The following is an 18,296-nucleotide window of genomic DNA, read 5'->3' as shown; positions in this document are numbered from 1 at the left end:
ACGAAATGACGACCATGACCGACCACTTCGACGACACGACCTTCCCGCTGAGCCCCGAGCAACGCGCGGTGCCGGCCGACGCGCCGCGCCTTCTGCTGCGCGCCGACATCGAGGGCGGGCTCGACGCTGCGCGCCTGCGCGACGTGGTGGCGCGCGTGCTGGGCGCGCACGGCGCGCTGTGCAGCGCCATCCGTGCGGTGCCGGGCTATCGCGGCCTGCGCCAGCAGTACACCGAGGGGATGACGCCGCTGGCCTGGGCGGACACGGACCTGCGTGATGCGCCTGAAGCCGCACTGGCCGAATGGCTGGTGAACCTGCAGGCCGCGCCGCTGGACATCGCGCGTGGCGAGATGGTCCGTGCCGGGCTCGCACGCACCGGTGAGGCGCGCCACACGCTGGCGCTTTCCGTGCATGCCTGGGTCGGCGACCGGGGCAGCCTGCAGCACTTGTTCGACCAGATCGCCACGGCCTTCGCGGACGAACACGCCTTCGATGCCGCCGAGGTGTTCCCGTATGCACGCTTCGTGACCTGGCGCCAGGACCTGCTCGATGGCGAAGACGCCGCCGAGGGCCGCGCCTACTGGCAGCGTTACCTCGCGCAGGCGTCCTCGCTCACGCCGCCGCGCCTCGTCGGTCGGCAAGCTGCTGTCTCCCAGCAGGCTGCGCACGTGCGTGTTGACGAATCCGTCGACGCCACTTTCGCGAGTCGCATCGCCGCCTGCGCCGACACGCTGGGCGCGCAGCCCGACACGTTGTTGCAAGCCGTCTGGTGGCTGCTGCTCGCGCGCCTGGACGGCACCGGCCGTTTCGTCGCCGGCTGGCAGCACGACTGCCGCCGCGACTACCCGCCGATGCAGGGTGCGGTCGGCGTGTTCGACAAGGTGCTGCCGCTCATCGTCGAGACCGCGCCCGAGACACGCTTTGCCGACTGGTTCGACAACGTCGACGGCACGCTGGCCGCGCATGTCGAGGCGCAGGAGTACTGGGCCGTCGATGCACAGAGCATCGGCGCGCACCTCGCGGTCGGTTTCGCGTGCCACGAGCGGCCGCGTCGCCATGGCGTCGATCCGCAATGGCAACTGGCTGCGTTGCCGGGGCCGCTGTCGACTTTCGAACTCGCCTTGCAGATCGCATGGGATATTGATGGCGCCGCGCTGTCGGTGCATGCCGATGCGATGCGCCACAGCGAAGTGGCGGCGCAGCGCCTGCTGATGCAATACCTCTGCCTGCTGGACGCCATCGTCGAACGCCCCGACGCCGCGCTCCGCGCGTTGCCGCTGGTCGGTGCGCGCGAGCGCGAGCTGCTGCTGCAGTCGCAAGAGGCCGTGGCCGATGTCGGCACGCAGACCGTCACGCAGCGCATCGCCCACTGGGCCACCGAGACGCCCGAAGCGCCCGCACTCGAAGCGGGCGACCAGCGCCTGAACTACCGCGAACTCGACCAGCGCACCGCCCGCGTCGCCCACTGGCTGCAAGGGCAGGGCGTGGTGCCCGGCACCATCGTCGCGCTGAACCTGCCGCGCGCGCTCGACCTGCCGGTGGCGATCCTCTCTGTCTGGCGCGCGGGCGCCGCCTACCTGCCGCTCGACCCCGACTGGCCCGAGGCGCGCCGCGCGGCGGTGCTGGCCGATGCGAAGCCGGTATTCACCATCGACGCCGCATTGCCCGATGCGACCGCGCTGCCCGAAGCGCAAGCCGCATCGCACATCGCCGCACCGAGCGACCTCGCCTACGTGCTCTACACCTCCGGTTCCACCGGCACGCCCAAGGGCGTGGCCGTCGAGCAGGGCCAGCTGCAGAACTACGTGGCAGCCGCTTCGACCGCAATGCAGCTCGACACCTGCCGCCGCTGGGCGCTCACCAGCTCGGTCGCGGCCGACTTGGGCAACACCGCACTGTTCGGCGCGTTCCACAACGGCGCCTGCCTCGTCGTGGCGGCGCCGCACGAGGCAAAAGACGCCGAGGCCTTCGCGCGCTTCATGCGCACACACGCCATCGACGCACTGAAGATCGTGCCCTCGCACCTCGAGGCGCTGCTCGAAAGCGCCGCGCCCTGCCTGCCGCGCACGCTGGTGCTGGGCGGCGAGGCCGCGCCGCGCGCGCTGGTCGAGCGCATCGCGCGGCTGGCGCCGCAGTGCGCCATCTACAACCACTACGGGCCGACCGAGGCCACGGTCGGCGTCATGGTGCATGCTGCCGAACCCGGCGCGCCGGTGCCCGAGCAGCTGCCGCTGACGCGCGTGCTCGCGAACAACCGCGTGCGCGTGCTCGATGCGTCGCGCGGCCTCGTGCCGGCCGGTGGACTGGGCGAGGTCCACATCGGTGGTGCGCAGCTGTGCCGCGGCTACCTGAACCGCGCGAACGCTGATGTGTTCGTCGCGGACCCGTTCCGCGCCGGTGAGCGCCTCTATCGCACGGGCGACCTCGCGTGGGTGCTGCCCGAAGGCGGCCTGCGGCTTGCGGGGCGCGCCGACCACCAGGTGAAGGTCCACGGTTACCGCGTCGAGCCCGCCGAGGTCGAGGCGGCGCTGCTGGCGCGGCCCGGCGTGCGCCAGGCGGTGGTGCTGGCTGTGCCCGATGCGGCCGGTGCGACCACGCTCGCCGCCTTCTTCGTCGGCGACAGCGAGGCGGCCGACGGCCGCGCGCTGCGCGAGCAACTCGCCGCGGTGTTGCCGGCGCACATGGTGCCCGCGAGCTGCACAGCCGTGAGCGCCTTCGCGCGCTTGCCGAACGGCAAGATCGACCGGCTCGCGCTGGCGGCATCGGCGCTGGCCGAAGCACCGCAGCGCGTCATCGCGGCGCCGCGCGACGCGCTCGAAGCGCTGCTTGCCGACGGCATGGCCACGCTGCTGGGCAGCGGCCCGGTCGGCGTGGAAGACGACTTCTTCGAACTCGGCGGCCACTCGCTGCAGGTCATCAAGCTGGTGGCGCGCATCCGCAAGCTGCTGCAGGTCGAGGTGGCGGCCGGCGTGGTGTTCGACCACCCGACGCCCGCGGCGCTCGCCGCCGTGCTGCGCGAGGCCAGCGCCGATGCGGATGCGCTCGAACAGCTGGCGCAGACGCACCGGCAGCGCGACCTCGCCGACGAATCCGTGGGCGAGGTCGCATGAGCATCGCCATGGACGAGATCACCCGCACCGTGCATGACGGCCAGGCGGTGCCGCTGTCGTATGCCCAGGAACAGCTGTGCTTCCTGCAGAAGCTCGAGCCCGGGCTCACGGCCTACAACCTGCCGCGCGTGTTCCGGCTGACCGGCGCGCTCGACGCCGATGCGCTGGAACGCGCGTTCCAGGCGGTCGTTGCGCGCCACGCGATCCTGCGCACGCATTTCGTCGAGCACGACGGCGTGCCGATGCAGGTGGTGCAGGCCGAGGTGCCGTTCGCGCTGGAGCGCATCGACCTTTCGGGCCAGAGCACCGACGCGCAGCAGGCCGCTGTCGATTCGCTCGTGCGCCGCACCGCGACGCATGTGTTCGACCTGGGCCGCGCGCCCGCGCTGGTGGCCCGGCTCGCGAAGCTGGCCGACGACCGGCATGTGTTGGCCGTCTGCCTGCACCACATCGTCTCCGACGCCTGGTCGAACCCGATCCTGGCGCGCGACCTCGGCGCGGCCTACGCGCTGGCGCTGCGCAGCGAGGGCCCGGTGCAGCTGCCGCCGCTGCCCGTGCAGTACGCCGACTTTGCGGTGTGGCAGCGTGCCCGCGTGCAGGGCGGGGTGCTCGCGCCGCAGCTCGCGCACTGGAACCGCCACCTCGGCGACGAGGTGCCCTCGCTCGACTTGCCAACCGACCGCACGCGTCCCGCGCAACAGACCTTCGCCGGCACCGCACTCGGCTTCGAACTGCCGCCGGCCCTGGCGGCGGCGCTGCAGAAGTTCTGCCGCGCCGAACGCTGCACGCCGTTCGTCGTGCTGCTCGCGGCCTGGCAGGTGCTGCTGTCGCGCTGCAGCGGGCAGGACGACTTCGCCATCGGCGTGCCCAACGCGGGGCGCCACCGCGAGGAGGTGCAGGACCTGCTGGGCTTCTTCATCACCACGCAGGTGTTCCGCGCGCGTCTCGCGCCCCGGCGCACGCTGCGCGAGGTGTGCCGGCAGGTGCGCGCCGACGCGCTGGCCGCGCTCGACCATGCCGACCTGCCGTTCGAAGTGCTGCTGGCCAGCCGAAAGGACCGCCGCGATCCCGCGCGCAGCCCGCTGTTCCAGGCCATGTTCGGCGTGCAGATGGCCGGCGAGGCCGTCGCGCTCGACTTCGCGGGCGTGCGCGCCGAGCTGGAAGAGTTCGACGACGCGGGTGCCAAGTTCGACCTGTCGCTGGACTTCTACATCGACCCGCAAAGCGTGCGCGGGCGGCTCGAATACAACACCGACCTGTTCGACGCCACGACCGCGCAGCGCCTGGTGCGCGCCTACCAGCGCGTGCTGCAGGCGATGTCGGACGACCCCGACCGCGTGCTCGCGAACCTCGTGCTCACCGATGCGGACGACGAGGCGCGGCTGCGTGCGTGGAGCGAGAACCTGCCGCACCGCCCGTACACGCAGCCCGTGCACCAGAGGATCGAAGCGCAGGCGCGCGAGCGACCCGAGGCGGTCGCGCTGGTGTTCGGCGACACGGTGCTGCGCTATGGCGAACTCGACGCGCGCGCCAACGCGCTGGCCCACCGCCTGATCGGCCTCGGTGTACGGCCCGATAGGCCCGTAGGCATTGCTGCCGAGCGCAGCCTCGAGATGGTCGTGGGGCTGCTGGCGATCCTGAAGGCCGGTGGCGCCTATGTGCCCATCGACCCCGAGCTGCCGCGCGAGCGCATCGCCTACATGCTGGAAGACAGCGGGGTGACGCTGCTGCTCACGCAGTCGCACCTGCGCGAGGCGTTGCCGGTGGCGGCGCACGTGCAGTTGCTCGCGCTGGATGCGCTCGACCTGTCGGCCGAATCCACCGCCCGCCCGCAGGTCGCGCTGCATGGCGAGAACCTCGCGTACGTGATCTTCACCTCGGGCTCCACGGGCCGCCCCAAGGGCGCGGCCAACCGCCACAACGCGCTCTACAACCGCCTGGCCTGGATGCAGGACGCGTACGCGTTGAACGATGGCGACACCGTGCTGCAGAAGACGCCGTTCGGCTTCGACGTGTCGGTGTGGGAGTTCTTCTGGCCGCTGATGCAGGGCGCGCGCCTTGTCGTGGCCGCGCCTGGCGATCACCGCGAGCCGGCACGCCTGGTCGAGCTGATCCGCACGCACGGCGTGACCACGCTGCATTTCGTGCCCTCGATGCTGCAGGCCTTCCTGGCGCACGACGGCATCGAGGCCTGCACCAGCCTGCGGCGCATCGTCTGCAGCGGCGAGGCGCTGCCCGCCGAGGCGCAGGCGAAGGTGTTCGAGCGCCTGCCGGGCGCGGGGCTGTACAACCTCTACGGCCCGACCGAGGCGGCCATCGACGTGACGCACTGGACCTGCCGCGCCGACGGGCTGAACCACGTCGCCATCGGCCGCCCCATCGCGGGCTGCAAGACCTACGTGCTCGACGCGGGCCTGAACCCCGTGCCGCCGGGCGTGGGCGGCGAGCTGTACCTGGGTGGCATCGGCCTGGCGCGCGGCTACCTGCACCGGCTGGGCCTCACGGCCGAGCGCTTCGTCGCCGACCCGTTCAGCGACAGTGGCGAGCGCCTGTACCGCACGGGCGACCTCGTGCGCTGGCGCGACGACGGCCAGCTGGCCTACCTGGGCCGCATCGACCACCAGGTGAAGGTGCGGGGCTTTCGCATCGAGCTCGGCGAGATCGAGGCGCAGCTGCTGGCCCAGCCGCAGGTGCGCGAGGCCGTGGTGGTGGCCGACGAAGGCCCCGGCGGCACGCGGTTGGTCGGCTACGTGTCGCCGCAGCCCGGTGCGGCGGTGGACGCGGCCGTGCTCAAGGCGCGCCTGGCCGAGGTGCTGCCCGAGTACATGGTGCCAGCGCTGCTGTGCGTGCTGCCGGCCCTGCCGCTCAATGCCAACGGCAAGATCGACCGCAAGTCGCTGCCCAAGCCCGAGCGCGGTGGGGCGCAGACCTACGAAGCGCCCGAGGGCGAGATCGAACAGGCTCTGGCAACGATCTGGGCCGAGGTGCTCGGCCTTCCGCGCGTGGGTCGGCAGGACAACTTCTTCGAACTCGGCGGCGATTCGATCCTGAGCCTGCAGATCGTGTCGCGGCTGCGCACGGCGGGCTGGAAGCTCACGCCGCGCCAGATGTTCGAGCGCCAGACCGTCGCCGGGCAGGCGGCCGAGCCCGTGGGCGCGGCGGTGCAGGCCGAGCAGACCGCAGCCGAAGGCCAGGTGCCGCTGCTGCCGTTCCAGGCCGCGTTCTTCGAGGCCGACATGCCCGAGCGCCACCACTGGAACCAGTCGCTGCTGCTGCAAGGCCGCGAGCCGCTGGCGGTGCCCGCGCTCGAAGCTGCGCTGGCGGCCGTGGTGCAGCACCACGACGCCTTCCGCTTGCGCTTCCATCGCGCGGCCGATGGGCGTTGGCAACAGACCTACGAGGAACTGCCGGCGCGCTGGCGCGAGGAATGGCTCTGGGTGCGCGATGCAGCGAACCCGGCGCAGATCGCCGCGCTGTGCGACGAGGCGCAGCGCAGCCTCGACCTCGCGCACGGGCCGCTGCTGCGTCCGCTGGTCATCCGCCTGCCCGGCGGCGACTGGCGCCTGCTGCTGGCGGCGCACCACCTCGTGGTCGATGGCGTGTCGTGGCGCATCGTGCTCGACGACCTGGCCACCGCGTACGCGCAGTGCCGCGACGGCCAACCGGTCGCGCTGCCGCCGAAGAGTGCCAGCCTGCAAGCCTGGGCGCGTGCGCTGCAGGGCGAGGCCGCCGCGATGGACGGTGAACTCGCGCACTGGCAGGCCTTCGCCGACGTGCCGGTCGCGCTGCCCTGCGCGCGGCCCGACGGCGTGAATACGGTGGCACGCCGCGCCAGCATCGCATGGCAGCTCGACCGCGAGCGCACACAGGCGCTGCTCAAGGCGGCGCCGGCCGCCTACCGCACGCAGGTCAACGACCTGCTGCTCACCGCGCTGGGGCGCGCGCTGTGCGGCTGGAGCGGGCATGCGCAGCTCGCGATCCTGCTCGAAGGGCACGGCCGCGAAGACATCCTCCCCGCGCAGAAGGCGCTCGACCTGTCGCGCACCACGGGATGGTTCACCAGCCTGTTCCCCGTGCGGCTCGATCCACTGGGCGCGTGGGGCGACGCGATCAAGCGCGTGAAGGAAGACCTGCGCCGCGTGCCGCAACGCGGGCTCGGCCATGGCGTGCTGAGGCACCTGGGCACGGACGCACAGCAGCAGGCGCTGCGCGCGTTGCCGCGTCCGCAGCTGGTCTTCAACTACCTGGGGCAGGTCGATGGTGCGGCCGAGGCCGCGTGGTCGCTCGCGCCCGAAGACGCGGGCGAGCCGGTCGCGGCGAGCGCGCCGCTGCTGCACGAATTCAGCGTCAACGCGCAGGTGCGCGATGGTGCGCTGCAACTGACGGTGGACTTCAGCGCGGCGCGGCATGCGCAAGAGGACGTGCAGGGCTGGGTGAACCGCTTCGGCGACGAGCTCGAAGCGCTGATTGCGCACTGCACCTCGGGCGCTTGCGGCGTCACGCCGTCGGACTTCCCGCTGGCCGGGATCGACGCCGCGCAGCTCGACGCACTGCCGCTGCCCGTGGCACACCTCGAAGACCTCTATCCGCTGTCGCCGATGCAGTCCGGCATGCTGTTCCACAGCCTGGTCGATGCGCAGGGCGAGGCCTACATCAACCAGCTGTGCATGGACATCGACGGCCTCGATGCCGAGCGCTTCCGCGCCGCATGGCAGCGCGTACTGGCACGCCACGAGATCCTGCGCAGCGGCTTCCTGGCCGACGGTGCCACGCCGCTGCAATGGGTGGCGCGCAGCGCCGAGATGCCGTGGGTGGTGCAAGACCTGCGTGAGAGCGCCGATGTGCCAGGTGCACTGGCGCGGCTGGCCGCATCGCAGCGTGCGAGCGGCTTCGACCTCGCGCGCCCGCCGCTCATGCGCATCGCGCTGGCCCGCACGCAGGCGCAGCGCCATCACCTTGTGTGGACCTACCACCATCTGCTGCTCGACGGCTGGAGCGTGGCGCAGCTGCTGGCCGAGGTGCTGCGCAGCTACGCGGGGCAGGCCGGCGAGCCCGCACCCGGACGATTTCGCGACCACATCGCGTGGCTCGCGACGCGCGACGCGCAGGCTGGCGAGGCGCATTGGCGCAGTGTGCTGGCCGGCGTGGATGAACCGACGCGCCTGGCGACCGCGCTGGTGCCGCCGGTGGCACCACGCCCCGGCAAGGCCCGCCAACGTCTGGCCTTCGACACCGAAACCACGCGCAGCCTGCGCGAGGCCGCGCGCGCCGCGCACGTCACGCTCAACACCTTCGTGCAGGCCGCCTGGGCGCTGCTGCTGGGCCAGCGCACGCGCACCGGCGCCGTCGTGTTCGGCGCCACCGTCGCCGGCCGCAGCGCCGAGATGCCGGGTGCCGAGCGCATGCTGGGCCTGTTCATCAACACGTTGCCCGTGGTCGCGCGCCTGCGGCCCGGCCAGCCCGTGGGCGAATGGCTGCGCGAACTGCAGGCGGCGCAGGTCGCATCGCGCGAACACGAGCACACGCCGCTGCACGAGATCCAGGCCTGGGCCGGGCTGGGCGGGCAGGGGCTGTTCGACACGCTGGTGGTGTTCGAGAACTACCCGGTCGACGCGGCCTTGCGCGGCGACGCTGCGGCCGGCCTGAGCTTCGGCGCGGTGCATACGAAGGAAGAAACCTCGTACCCGCTCACGTTGATGGTGCACGACGATGCGGCGCTGCACATCGACCTCGTGCATGCGCTCGACGTGTGCGACGAGGTGCAGGCCGCGGCGTTCGTGGGTCAGTTGCGCGCGGCGCTGCTGGCGCTCGCCGGCGATGCGGCGCAGGCTGTGGGCCAGATGACGCTGGCCGATGCGGCCGAGCGCGAGCGGTTGTCGTCATGGTCGCGTGGTGCATTCGCACCGCAGGCGGTCGTGCCCGTCCACCACCTCATCGAACAACAGGCGAAGGCGAACCCCGACGCACTGGCGCTGGTCACGGCCGAGCATCGCCTCACCTACGCCGCACTCAACCGCCTCGCCAACCGCTGGGCGCACCGACTGATCGCGCAGGGCGTGCGGCCCGACATGCCGGTTGCAATCGCCGTCGATCGCTCGACCGAAACGGTCGTCGGCCTGCTCGCCGTGCTCAAGGCCGGCGGCGCCTATGTGCCGCTCGACCCGGCGTTCCCGCCCGAGCGGCTGGCCTACATGGTCGAGGACAGCGGCGCCTCGCTGCTGCTCACGCGCCGCGCGCTGATGCCCCGTTTGCCCGACGCAGCGAGCGTGCAGCGGCTGGCCTTCGACCTCGACGCGGCCGACGACGGCATGGCCGCCTGGCCCGACCACGACCCGGCGGTGCCGGTGCATGGCGAGCAGCTGGCCTATGTGCTCTACACCTCGGGCTCCACCGGCCGACCCAAGGGCGTGGCGATGCGCCACGACGCGGTGGCGCGCCTCATCGCGTGGCAGCTGCAACGCCTGCCGGGTGCGAGCCGCACGCTGCTGTTTGCGTCGCCGTGCTTCGACGTGGCGTTCCAGGAAATGGTCAGCGGGCTGGCCGGCGGCGGCTGCCTCGTGCAGACGACCGATGCGCAGCGGCTCGACCTCGACGCGCTGGAAGACCTGGCGCATCGCGAGGGCGTCGAACGCATGTTCCTGACTTTCTCGGTGCTGCAGCATTTCGCCGAGCAGTCGCTGGCCTCGGGTCGTCGGCTGCCGGCGCTGCGCCAGGTCATCACCGCGGGCGAGCAGCTCAAGCGCACGCCCGCGCTGGCCGAATGGCTGGCGCGCGAATCGCAGTGCCGGCTTATCAACCAGTACGGGCCGACCGAAACGCACGTGGTGAGCGAGTTCGTGCTCGACGGTGCAGGCCCTGACGACCTGCCGCCCATCGGCACGCCCGCATCGAGCGCGCGCTTGCTCGTGCTCGACGCCAATCTTCAGCCCGTGCCCGTCGGCGTGGCCGGTGAACTGTGCGTCGGCGCCGAGGTGCTGGCGCGCGGCTACCTGCACCGCGCCGGCCTGACGGCGCAGCGCTTCGTCGCCGATCCGTTCGATGGGCATGGCGGGCGGCTCTACCGCACCGGCGACCTCGTGCGCTGGCGTGGCGACGGCCAGCTCGAGTACCTCGGCCGGCTCGACCACCAGGTGAAGGTGCGGGGCTTCCGCATCGAACTCGGCGAGGTCGAGGCGCAGCTGCTCGCGCAGCCCGGCGTGCGACAAGCGCTGGTGCTGGCGCAGGAAGGACCGGGTGGCGCGCGGTTGGTGGCCTATGCGGCCGGCGCCGAAGGCCAGCCGCTGCGCCCCGCGGCGCTGCGTGCGGGGCTGGCGGCGGCGCTGCCCGACTACATGGTGCCGAGCGTCATCGTCGCGATGCCGCAGGGGCTGCCGCTGAACGCCAACGGCAAGGTCGACCGGCAGGCGCTGCCGCCGCCCGAAGCGGCGGAAGAGCGCGCCCACGTGCCGCCGCAGGGCGCCACCGAAGTCGCGCTGGCGGGTCTGTGGGCGCAGGTGCTGGGGCTGTCGCGCGTGGGGCGCGGCGACAACTTCTTCGAGCTCGGTGGGCATTCGCTCGCGGTGCTCAAGCTGCGCCAGCAGGTCAAGGCGCAGATGGGCATCGACCTGCCGCTGCAGCGCTACTTCGAACTGCCCGACCTGGCGGCGTGCGCGCAGGCGCTCGACGCGCAAGGGCCGGCGCAGGCGCAGCAGGCCGCGCAGGCCGAGAGCGACCTCGATCGCATGGATGCATTGTTGGAAAGTCTGGGGGGTTGAGTGAGCAGTAGCGAACGCAGTAGGGCCATCGCCCAACGGCTGGCGGGTTTGCCGCCGGCGCGGCAGAAGGAATTCATCGCCGCGTTGCGTGCGCAGGGCATCGACTTCGGTCGCCTGCCGATCGTGCCCGACCCGGCCGCCGTGCCCGGTGCGCCGCGGCCCGCCTCGTACGCGCAGGCGCGCCAGTGGTTCCTCTGGCAGATGGACCCCGAAAGCACCGCGCAGCACATCACGGCCGCGCTCACCCTGCACGGCGCGCTTGACCATGCGGCGCTGCGCGCGAGCCTGCAGGCGCTGGTGGCGCGGCACCCGTCGCTGCGCACGCGCTTCGGCGTGAGCGACGACGGCGTGCCGCAGCAGACCGTGTCGCCCGAGGCGGTGCTCGACCTGCGCGAAGCCGATCTGCGCGCCCACCCCGCGCAGGTGCGCGACGAGGCCGCGCGCCTCGTGCGCACGCCCTTCGACCTGGCGAACGGCCCGCTGCTGCGCGTGGGCCTGCTGCGCACCGGCGAAACCGCGCACCTGCTGGTGCTGGTGATGCATCACATCGTGTCCGACGGCTGGTCGATGCAGTTGCTGGTCGACGACTTCGGCGCGCTGTACCAGGCGCACCGTCAAGGGAACGACGCCGCCGTGCCGCCCGCGCCCGCCCTGCAGTACGCCGACTACGCGGCCTGGCAGCGCAATTGGCTCGAAGCGGGCGAGGGCGAACGCCAACTCGCCTACTGGACCGAACGCCTGGGCGGCGAGCAGCCGCTGCTGCAACTGCCCGCCGACCGTGCACGTCCGCCGCAGGGGCCGTACCTGGCCGCGCGCCACCGGCTCGACCTGCCGGGTGAGCTGGCACAGGCGCTGCGCCGCCGCGCGAGTGCCGAAGGTGCAACGCTCTTCATGGTGCTGCTGGCCGGCTTCCAGGCGCTGCTGCATCGCTACACGGGCCAGGGCGAGATCCGGCTCGGCGTGCCCGTGGCCAACCGCGACCGGCCCGAGACGGCCGGCATCCTCGGCCTGTTCGTCAACACGCAGGTGCTGCGCGCCGAGCTGGCCGGTCACACCACGCTGGCCGAGGCGCTGGCGCAGGCGCGCGAGGCGGCGCTGGGCGCGCAGGCGCACCAGGACCTGCCGTTCGAACAGCTGGTCGAGGCGCTGCAGCCCGAGCGCAGCCTGAGCCACCCGCCGCTGTTCCAGGTGATCTTCAACCACCGGCAGCAGGACCTGGGCGCGCTCGACCGGCTCGAAGGCCTGCGCATCGAACCTTGTGAACTCGACGAGCAGGCGGCGCCCTTCGAACTTGCGCTCGACACGCTGGAGCAGGCCGACGGAACGCTCGGCCTGAGCTTCACCTACGCCCGCGCGATCTTCGAGACCGCGACCATCGAGCGCATGGCCGCGCACTACGTCGCGGTGCTGCGCCAGCTGGCCGACGACCCGTCGCGCACGCTGCGCGAGGTGGCGCTGCTCGGTCCGCAGGAGCATGCCCAGCTGCGCGAATGGGGCGAGGGCCGGGACACCGACTGGGACGAGGTGCCCGTACACCGCCTTGTCGAGCGCCAGGCCGCGCTGCGGCCCGAGGCCACGGCGCTGATCGTCGATGGCGTGCCGATGCGCTTCCTAGACTTCGACCGGCGCGCCAACCGGCTCGCGCACGCACTCATCGCGCAGGGCGTGCAGCCCGAGGACCGCATCGGCCTCGCGGTGGAGCGTTCGCCCGAAATGGTGGTGGCGCTGCTCGGCGTGCTGAAGGCGGGCGCGGCCTATGTGCCGCTCGACCCCGACTACCCGCCCGAGCGGCTCGACTTCATGGCGACCGACAGCGGCGTGCGGCTGCTGCTCACGCAGGCGCGCGTGCGCGAACGGCTGGGTGCGTCGATGCAGGCGCTGCCCGCGCTGCTGCTCGACGGCGGCGTGCTCGACAGCGGGCCCGAAGACGCACCCGATGTCGCGGTGCATCCGGGGCACCTGGCCTACGTGATCTACACCTCGGGCTCCACCGGCCAGCCCAAGGGCGTGGCCGTGGCGCATGGCCCGTTGAGCATGCACATCCAGACCATCGGCCGCGCCTACGGCATGACGCCCGAAGACCGCGAGCTGCAGTTCGCGTCGATCAACTTCGACGGCGCGCACGAGCGCATCTGGACGCCGCTGGCCTTCGGCGCCACGCTGATGCCGCGCAGCCAGGAGCTGTGGACCGTGCACCGCAGCCGCGAGGAAATGCGGCGCCACGGCATCACGGTCGCCTGCTTCACGCCGGGCTACCTGCAGCAGATGGCCGACGAACTCGGCGAGGAAGGGCGCGTGCCCACGCTGCGCTCGTACACCGTGGGCGGCGAGGCCATGGGCCGCGTGGCCTGCGAGCGCGTGATGCAGACGCTGCAGCCGCCGCGCCTCATCAACGGCTACGGACCGACCGAGACGGTGATCACCCCGACCATCGCCAAAGCCTATGCGGGCACTACTTTCGACGCCGCCTACCTGCCCATCGGTGCGCCCGTGGGCGACCGCCGCGCCGTGGTGCTCGACACCGACATGAACCTGGTGCCGCCCGGCATGGCCGGCGAGCTGTACCTGGGCGGTTCGGGGCTGGCGCGCGGCTACCTGAACCGCGCGGGCCTGAGCGCCGAGCGCTTCGTGGCCGACCCCTTCGATGCGAAGGGCGGGCGCCTGTACCGCACCGGCGACCTCGTGCGCTGGCGCGCCGACGGGCAGCTCGAGTACCTGGGGCGGCTCGATCACCAGGTGAAGGTGCGGGGTTTCCGCATCGAGCTCGGCGAGGTCGAGGCGCGGCTGCGCGCGCAGCCCGGCGTGCGCGAGGCCGTGGTGGTTGCGCGCGAGCGTGCGGGCGGTGCGTTGCTGCTGGCCTACGTGTCGAGCCTCGACGCGCAACGCCAGGTCGATGCCTTCACGTTGCGCGACGGCCTGGCGCAGGTGCTGCCCGAGTACATGGTGCCGTCGGCGATCACCGTGCTCGCGGCGCTGCCGCTCAACGCCAACGGCAAGGTCGACCGCGCCGCGCTGCCCGAGCCGGTGTTCGCCGCTGCAGCCGACACCTGGGAAGCGCCGCAGGGTGCGGCCGAGGAGGTGATGGCGGCCGTGTGGGCCGAGGTGCTCGGTGCGCCGCGCGTGGGCCGCAACGACAACTTCTTCGAACTCGGCGGCCATTCGCTGCTGGCCATGCAACTGCTCGAGCGGCTGCGCCGGCAGGGCTTCGGTGCGCAGGTGCGCACGCTGTTCCAGAACCCGCGCTTCGCCGACTTCGCGCGCGCCACGCTGGAAGCCGGTGCCGCGCCGCGCCCGGCGCTGGTGGTGCCCGACAACGCGATCCCCGACGGCTGCACGCGGCTCACGCCGCAGATGCTGCCGCTGGTGACGCTCGACGACGCGCAGCTGCGCCGCATCGAGGCCGCTGTGCCCGGCGGCGCGGCCAACATCCAGGACATCTACCCGCTCGCGCCGCTGCAGGAAGGCCTGCTGTTCCATCACCTGATGCAGGCCGAGGGCGACGTCTATGTGCAGTCGCTGCAGATGCGCTTCGACAGCGAGGCCCGGCTCCATGCGTTCATGGACTGCCTGAACCGCGTCATCGCGCGCCACGACATGCTGCGCACGGCGGTGCTGTGGGAAGGGCTGGCGGAGCCGGTGCAGGTGGTGCACCGCCATGCACCCGCCGAGATCGAATGGCTGGCTATCGACGCCGCCGCGGGCGATGTCGCCGCGCAACTCGAAGCCCATGTGCGCCCCGGCCACTACCGCCTCGACGTGCGCCGCGCGCCCATGCTGCGCGCCATCGCCGCGCACGATGCGGCGGGCGGCGGCTGGCTGTTGCAGCTGCCGAGCCATCACCTGGCGCTCGACCATGTGTCGCGCGACCTGCTGGTCGAGGAGATCACGCTGCTGCTGCAGGGCCGCGCCGACGCGCTGCCCCCACCCGTACCGTTCCGCAGCTTCGTCGCGCAGGCGCGGCTCGGCGCCGACGTGGCCGAGCAGGAGACTTTCTTTCGCCGCATGCTCGGCGACGTGCGCGAACCGACCGCGCCCTTCGACCTGTTCGATGCGCGCGGCGACGGCACGGCCGTGGAAGAAGCGCACCTCGAACTCGACGCGGCGCTGGCGCAGGCCGTGCGCACGCAGGCGCAGCGCAGCGGCGTGAGCGCGGCCACGCTGTTCCACCTGGCATGGGCGCTGGTGCTGGCCAAGACCACGGGCAAGGACGACGTGGTGTTCGGCACCGTGCTGTTCGGCCGGCTCGCAGGCGGCGAGGGCGCAGGGCGTGCGCTCGGCATGATGATCAACACGCTGCCGCTGCGCGTGACGCTGGGCCGCAGCCATGCGCTGGCCTGCGTGCGCCAGACGCACGCCGCGCTGGCCGGCCTGCTGCACCACGAGCACGCGAGCCTGTCGCTCGCGCAACGCTGCAGCGCAGTGCCCAAGGGCACGCCGCTGTTCTCGACGCTGCTGAACTACCGCTATGTGGCGCAGGCGCCCGAGGCGGATGCCGGTGCCGGCGGCTGGGAAGGCATCGAGACGCTCGGCGCGCAGGAGCGTTCTAACTACGCCTTCGCGTTGTCGGTGAACGAACGCGCCGACGGCTTCGCGCTGACCGCGCAGGTTGATGCGGCGGTGGGCGCCGCGCGCGTGTGCCAGTACATGCACGATGCGGTGCGCCGCGTGGCCGACGACCTCGCGCACGCGGCCACGCACCCGGTCGCGGCCTTCGACCTGTACACCGCCGACGAGGCACAGCGCCTGCAGGCCTGGGGCGAGAACACGCCGGCCTACCAGGACACCGCACCGGTGCATGTGCTGGTGGCACGCCAGGCCGCACTGCGGCCCGAGGCCACCGCGCTGATCTTCGGCGACCACACGCTGAGCTACGCCGCGCTGGAGGCGCGCGCCAACCGGCTGGCGCACCACCTCGTGCGCGCGGGCGTGCGGCCCGAAGTGCGCGTGGGCCTCGCGGTGCGGCGTTCGGCCGACATGGTCGTGGCGCTGCTGGCGATCCTGAAAGCGGGTGGTGCCTACGTGCCGCTCGACCCGGCGTACCCGCCGCAGCGGCTGGCCTACATGGTGGAAGACAGTGGCGTTGCGCTGCTGCTGGCCGACGACGCCGTGGTGCTGGACCGCATCGGCATGCCCGGTGTGAAGGCCCTGACGCTCGACACGCTCGATCTGTCGAACGGCCCGTCGCACGACCCCGGCGTGGCGGTGCACCGCGACCACCTGGCCTACGTGATCTACACCTCGGGCTCGACCGGAAAGCCCAAGGGCGTGGCCGTGGCACACGGGCCGCTGGCCATGCATGTGCAGTCCATCGGCGAGGCCTACGGCATGACGCCGGACGACCGCGAGCTGCAGTTCGCGTCGATCAACTTCGACGGCGCGCACGAGCGCACCTGGGTGCCGCTGGCCTTCGGCGCGGCGCTGATGCCGCGCGACGAAGAGGTCTGGCCGGTGGAGCGCACCTGCGCCGAAATTGCCCGCCACGGCATCACGATTGCCTGCTTCACGCCCGGCTACCTGCACCAGATGGCCGAGCTGATGGGCGAGGCCGCGAGCCGGCTGCCGATTCGTTCCTACACCGTGGGCGGCGAGGCGATGCCGCGCACCAGCTTCGCGCTGGTGCAGTCGGTGCTGAAGCCGCCGCGCATCGTCAACGGCTACGGGCCGACCGAGACGGTGATCACGCCGATGATCGCCAAGGCCGCGCCGGGCGAGGGTTTCGACGCGGCCTACATGCCTATCGGCCGCCTCGTGGGCGACCGCACGGCCTATGTGCTCGACGGCGCCATGAACCAGGTGCCGCCCGGCGTGGCCGGCGAGTTGTACCTCGGCGGCGACGGCCTGGCGCGCGGCTACCTGCAGCGTGCGGGCCTGAGCGCGGAACGCTTCGTGGCCGACCCCTTCGGCGCGCCGGGCGGCCGGCTCTACCGCACGGGCGACCTCGTGCGCTGGGAGGCCGACGGGCAGATGGCCTACCTGGGGCGCATCGACCACCAGGTGAAGATCCGCGGCTTTCGCATCGAACTCGGAGAGATCGAGGCGCAGCTGCTGGCGCTGCCGCAGGTGCGCGAGGCCGTGGTCGTCGCCAGCCAGGGCGCGGGCGGCGCGCGGCTGGTGGCGTATGTGTCGCCGCTGGCGGGCGAGCGCATCGAGCCGGCGCAGCTGCGTGCCAGCCTCGCGGCGCTGCTGCCCGAGCACATGGTGCCGGCCGCCATCGTCGTGCTCGACACGCTGCCGCTCAACATGAGCGGCAAGGTCGATCGCCATGCGCTGCCGGCGCCGGTGTTCGCCGGCGGCGACGGCTACGACGCGCCGCGCGGCAGCGCCGAGCAGGCGCTCGCGCGCATCTGGTCCGAGGTGCTGGGCGTGGCACGTGTGGGCCGCGACGACAACTTCTTCGAACTCGGCGGCGATTCGCTGCTGAGCCTGAAGGTGATGGCGCAGGCACGGCGCCTGGGCCTGCCGGCGCTCGATCTGAAGCTGCACGACTTCCTGCGCGCGCCGACCATCGCGGGGCTGCTGGGCGGGCGTGCCGAGGCGCCGTCGCTGGTGGCCCTGAACGCCGTGGTGCCCGGTGCGCCGCCGCTGTTCTGCATGCACGCCGCCCTGGGCACGGTGTACGACTACGCGCCGCTGGCGCGCCGCCTGCAGGGCGTGCGCACCGTGTACGGCCTGCCGTGCCGCATGCTCGCCGATCCCGCGCACCGCGACGTGTCGCTGGCGCGCATGGCCGACGACTACGCCCGCATGCTCCGTGGCGTGCAGCCGCAGGGGCCGTACCACCTGCTGGGCTGGTCGCTCGGCGGCGCGCTCGCGGCGGCGGTGGCCGCGCGGCTCGAGGGCGAAGGGCAGGCGGTGGCGTTCCTCGGCCTGGTCGATCCCTACGTGCCCGAGCCCGACGCGCCCCTGCAGACGGTGGACGACGACGGCCGCCGCGACTTCGCCGATTTCATCGCCTCGGCCTGGCCGGCGGCGCGCCTGGACGGACTGCTGGACATCGACGACTTCGTCAGCGATGAAGCCACGGTGGCCGCGCTGCTCACCCAGGCGCGTGCGAAAGCGCAGGCCCGTGGCGATGCGCTGGAGATGCCGGCGCACGCGAACCTGCCCGACGACGAGCTGGCGCGCATCTTCCTCGTGAGCCAGCAGCTGAAGGCGATCGAGACCGAGGCGCTCGTGCCGCTGCGTTGCCGCGCCGAGTGCTGGTGGATCGCACGGCGCCCGGCGGCGGACCGCGCCGCGCTCGCGTTGCAGCTGGGGCGGCCGGACCTCACGAGCGCCGCGGCGCTCGACGAGGACCACCACGCGATCCTGCGCAGCCCGGTGTTGTTGACGCAACTGGGCGAGCGACTGGGCGAGGCCGAAGCCCTCGCGGCCTGACGCCCGGGCATAAAAAAACGCACGACCCGGCAGCCGGGTCGTGCGTCAAGGGCAC

At 72.4% G+C, this 18,296-nt stretch carries 3 protein-coding genes; all 3 read left to right on the top strand.

Going from position 1 to position 18,296, the window contains the following annotated elements:
• Positions 1-14 precede the first annotated feature (14 nt).
• Genes AC1RAD_RS19515 through AC1RAD_RS19505 form a run of 3 tightly spaced genes read left to right on the top strand, consistent with a single transcriptional unit; the run spans position 15 to position 18,241 of the window.
• Complete coding sequence (locus AC1RAD_RS19515) at positions 15-3,110, top strand: non-ribosomal peptide synthetase (protein WP_492736704.1); 3,096 nt, start codon at positions 15-17, stop codon at positions 3,108-3,110.
• Complete coding sequence (locus tag AC1RAD_RS19510) at positions 3,107-10,864, top strand: amino acid adenylation domain-containing protein (protein ID WP_492736702.1); 7,758 nt, start codon at positions 3,107-3,109, stop codon at positions 10,862-10,864. The genes AC1RAD_RS19515 and AC1RAD_RS19510 overlap by 4 nt, the downstream gene beginning before the upstream one ends.
• Complete coding sequence (locus AC1RAD_RS19505; protein WP_492736700.1) at positions 10,865-18,241, top strand: amino acid adenylation domain-containing protein; 7,377 nt, start codon at positions 10,865-10,867, stop codon at positions 18,239-18,241.
• Positions 18,242-18,296 lie beyond the last annotated feature (55 nt).

Source organism: Variovorax sp. GW823-FHT04B03 (assembly GCF_058796495.1).
This window is presented reverse-complemented; position numbering and strand designations above follow the sequence as displayed.

What these genes read in the sequence shown, in the direction of transcription:
- AC1RAD_RS19515 (WP_492736704.1), top strand. Translation starts at nt 15, where the DNA reads ATGACCGACCACTTCGACGACACGACCTTCCCGCTGAGCCCCGAGCAA.
- AC1RAD_RS19510 (WP_492736702.1), top strand. Translation starts at nt 3,107, where the DNA reads ATGAGCATCGCCATGGACGAGATCACCCGCACCGTGCATGACGGCCAG.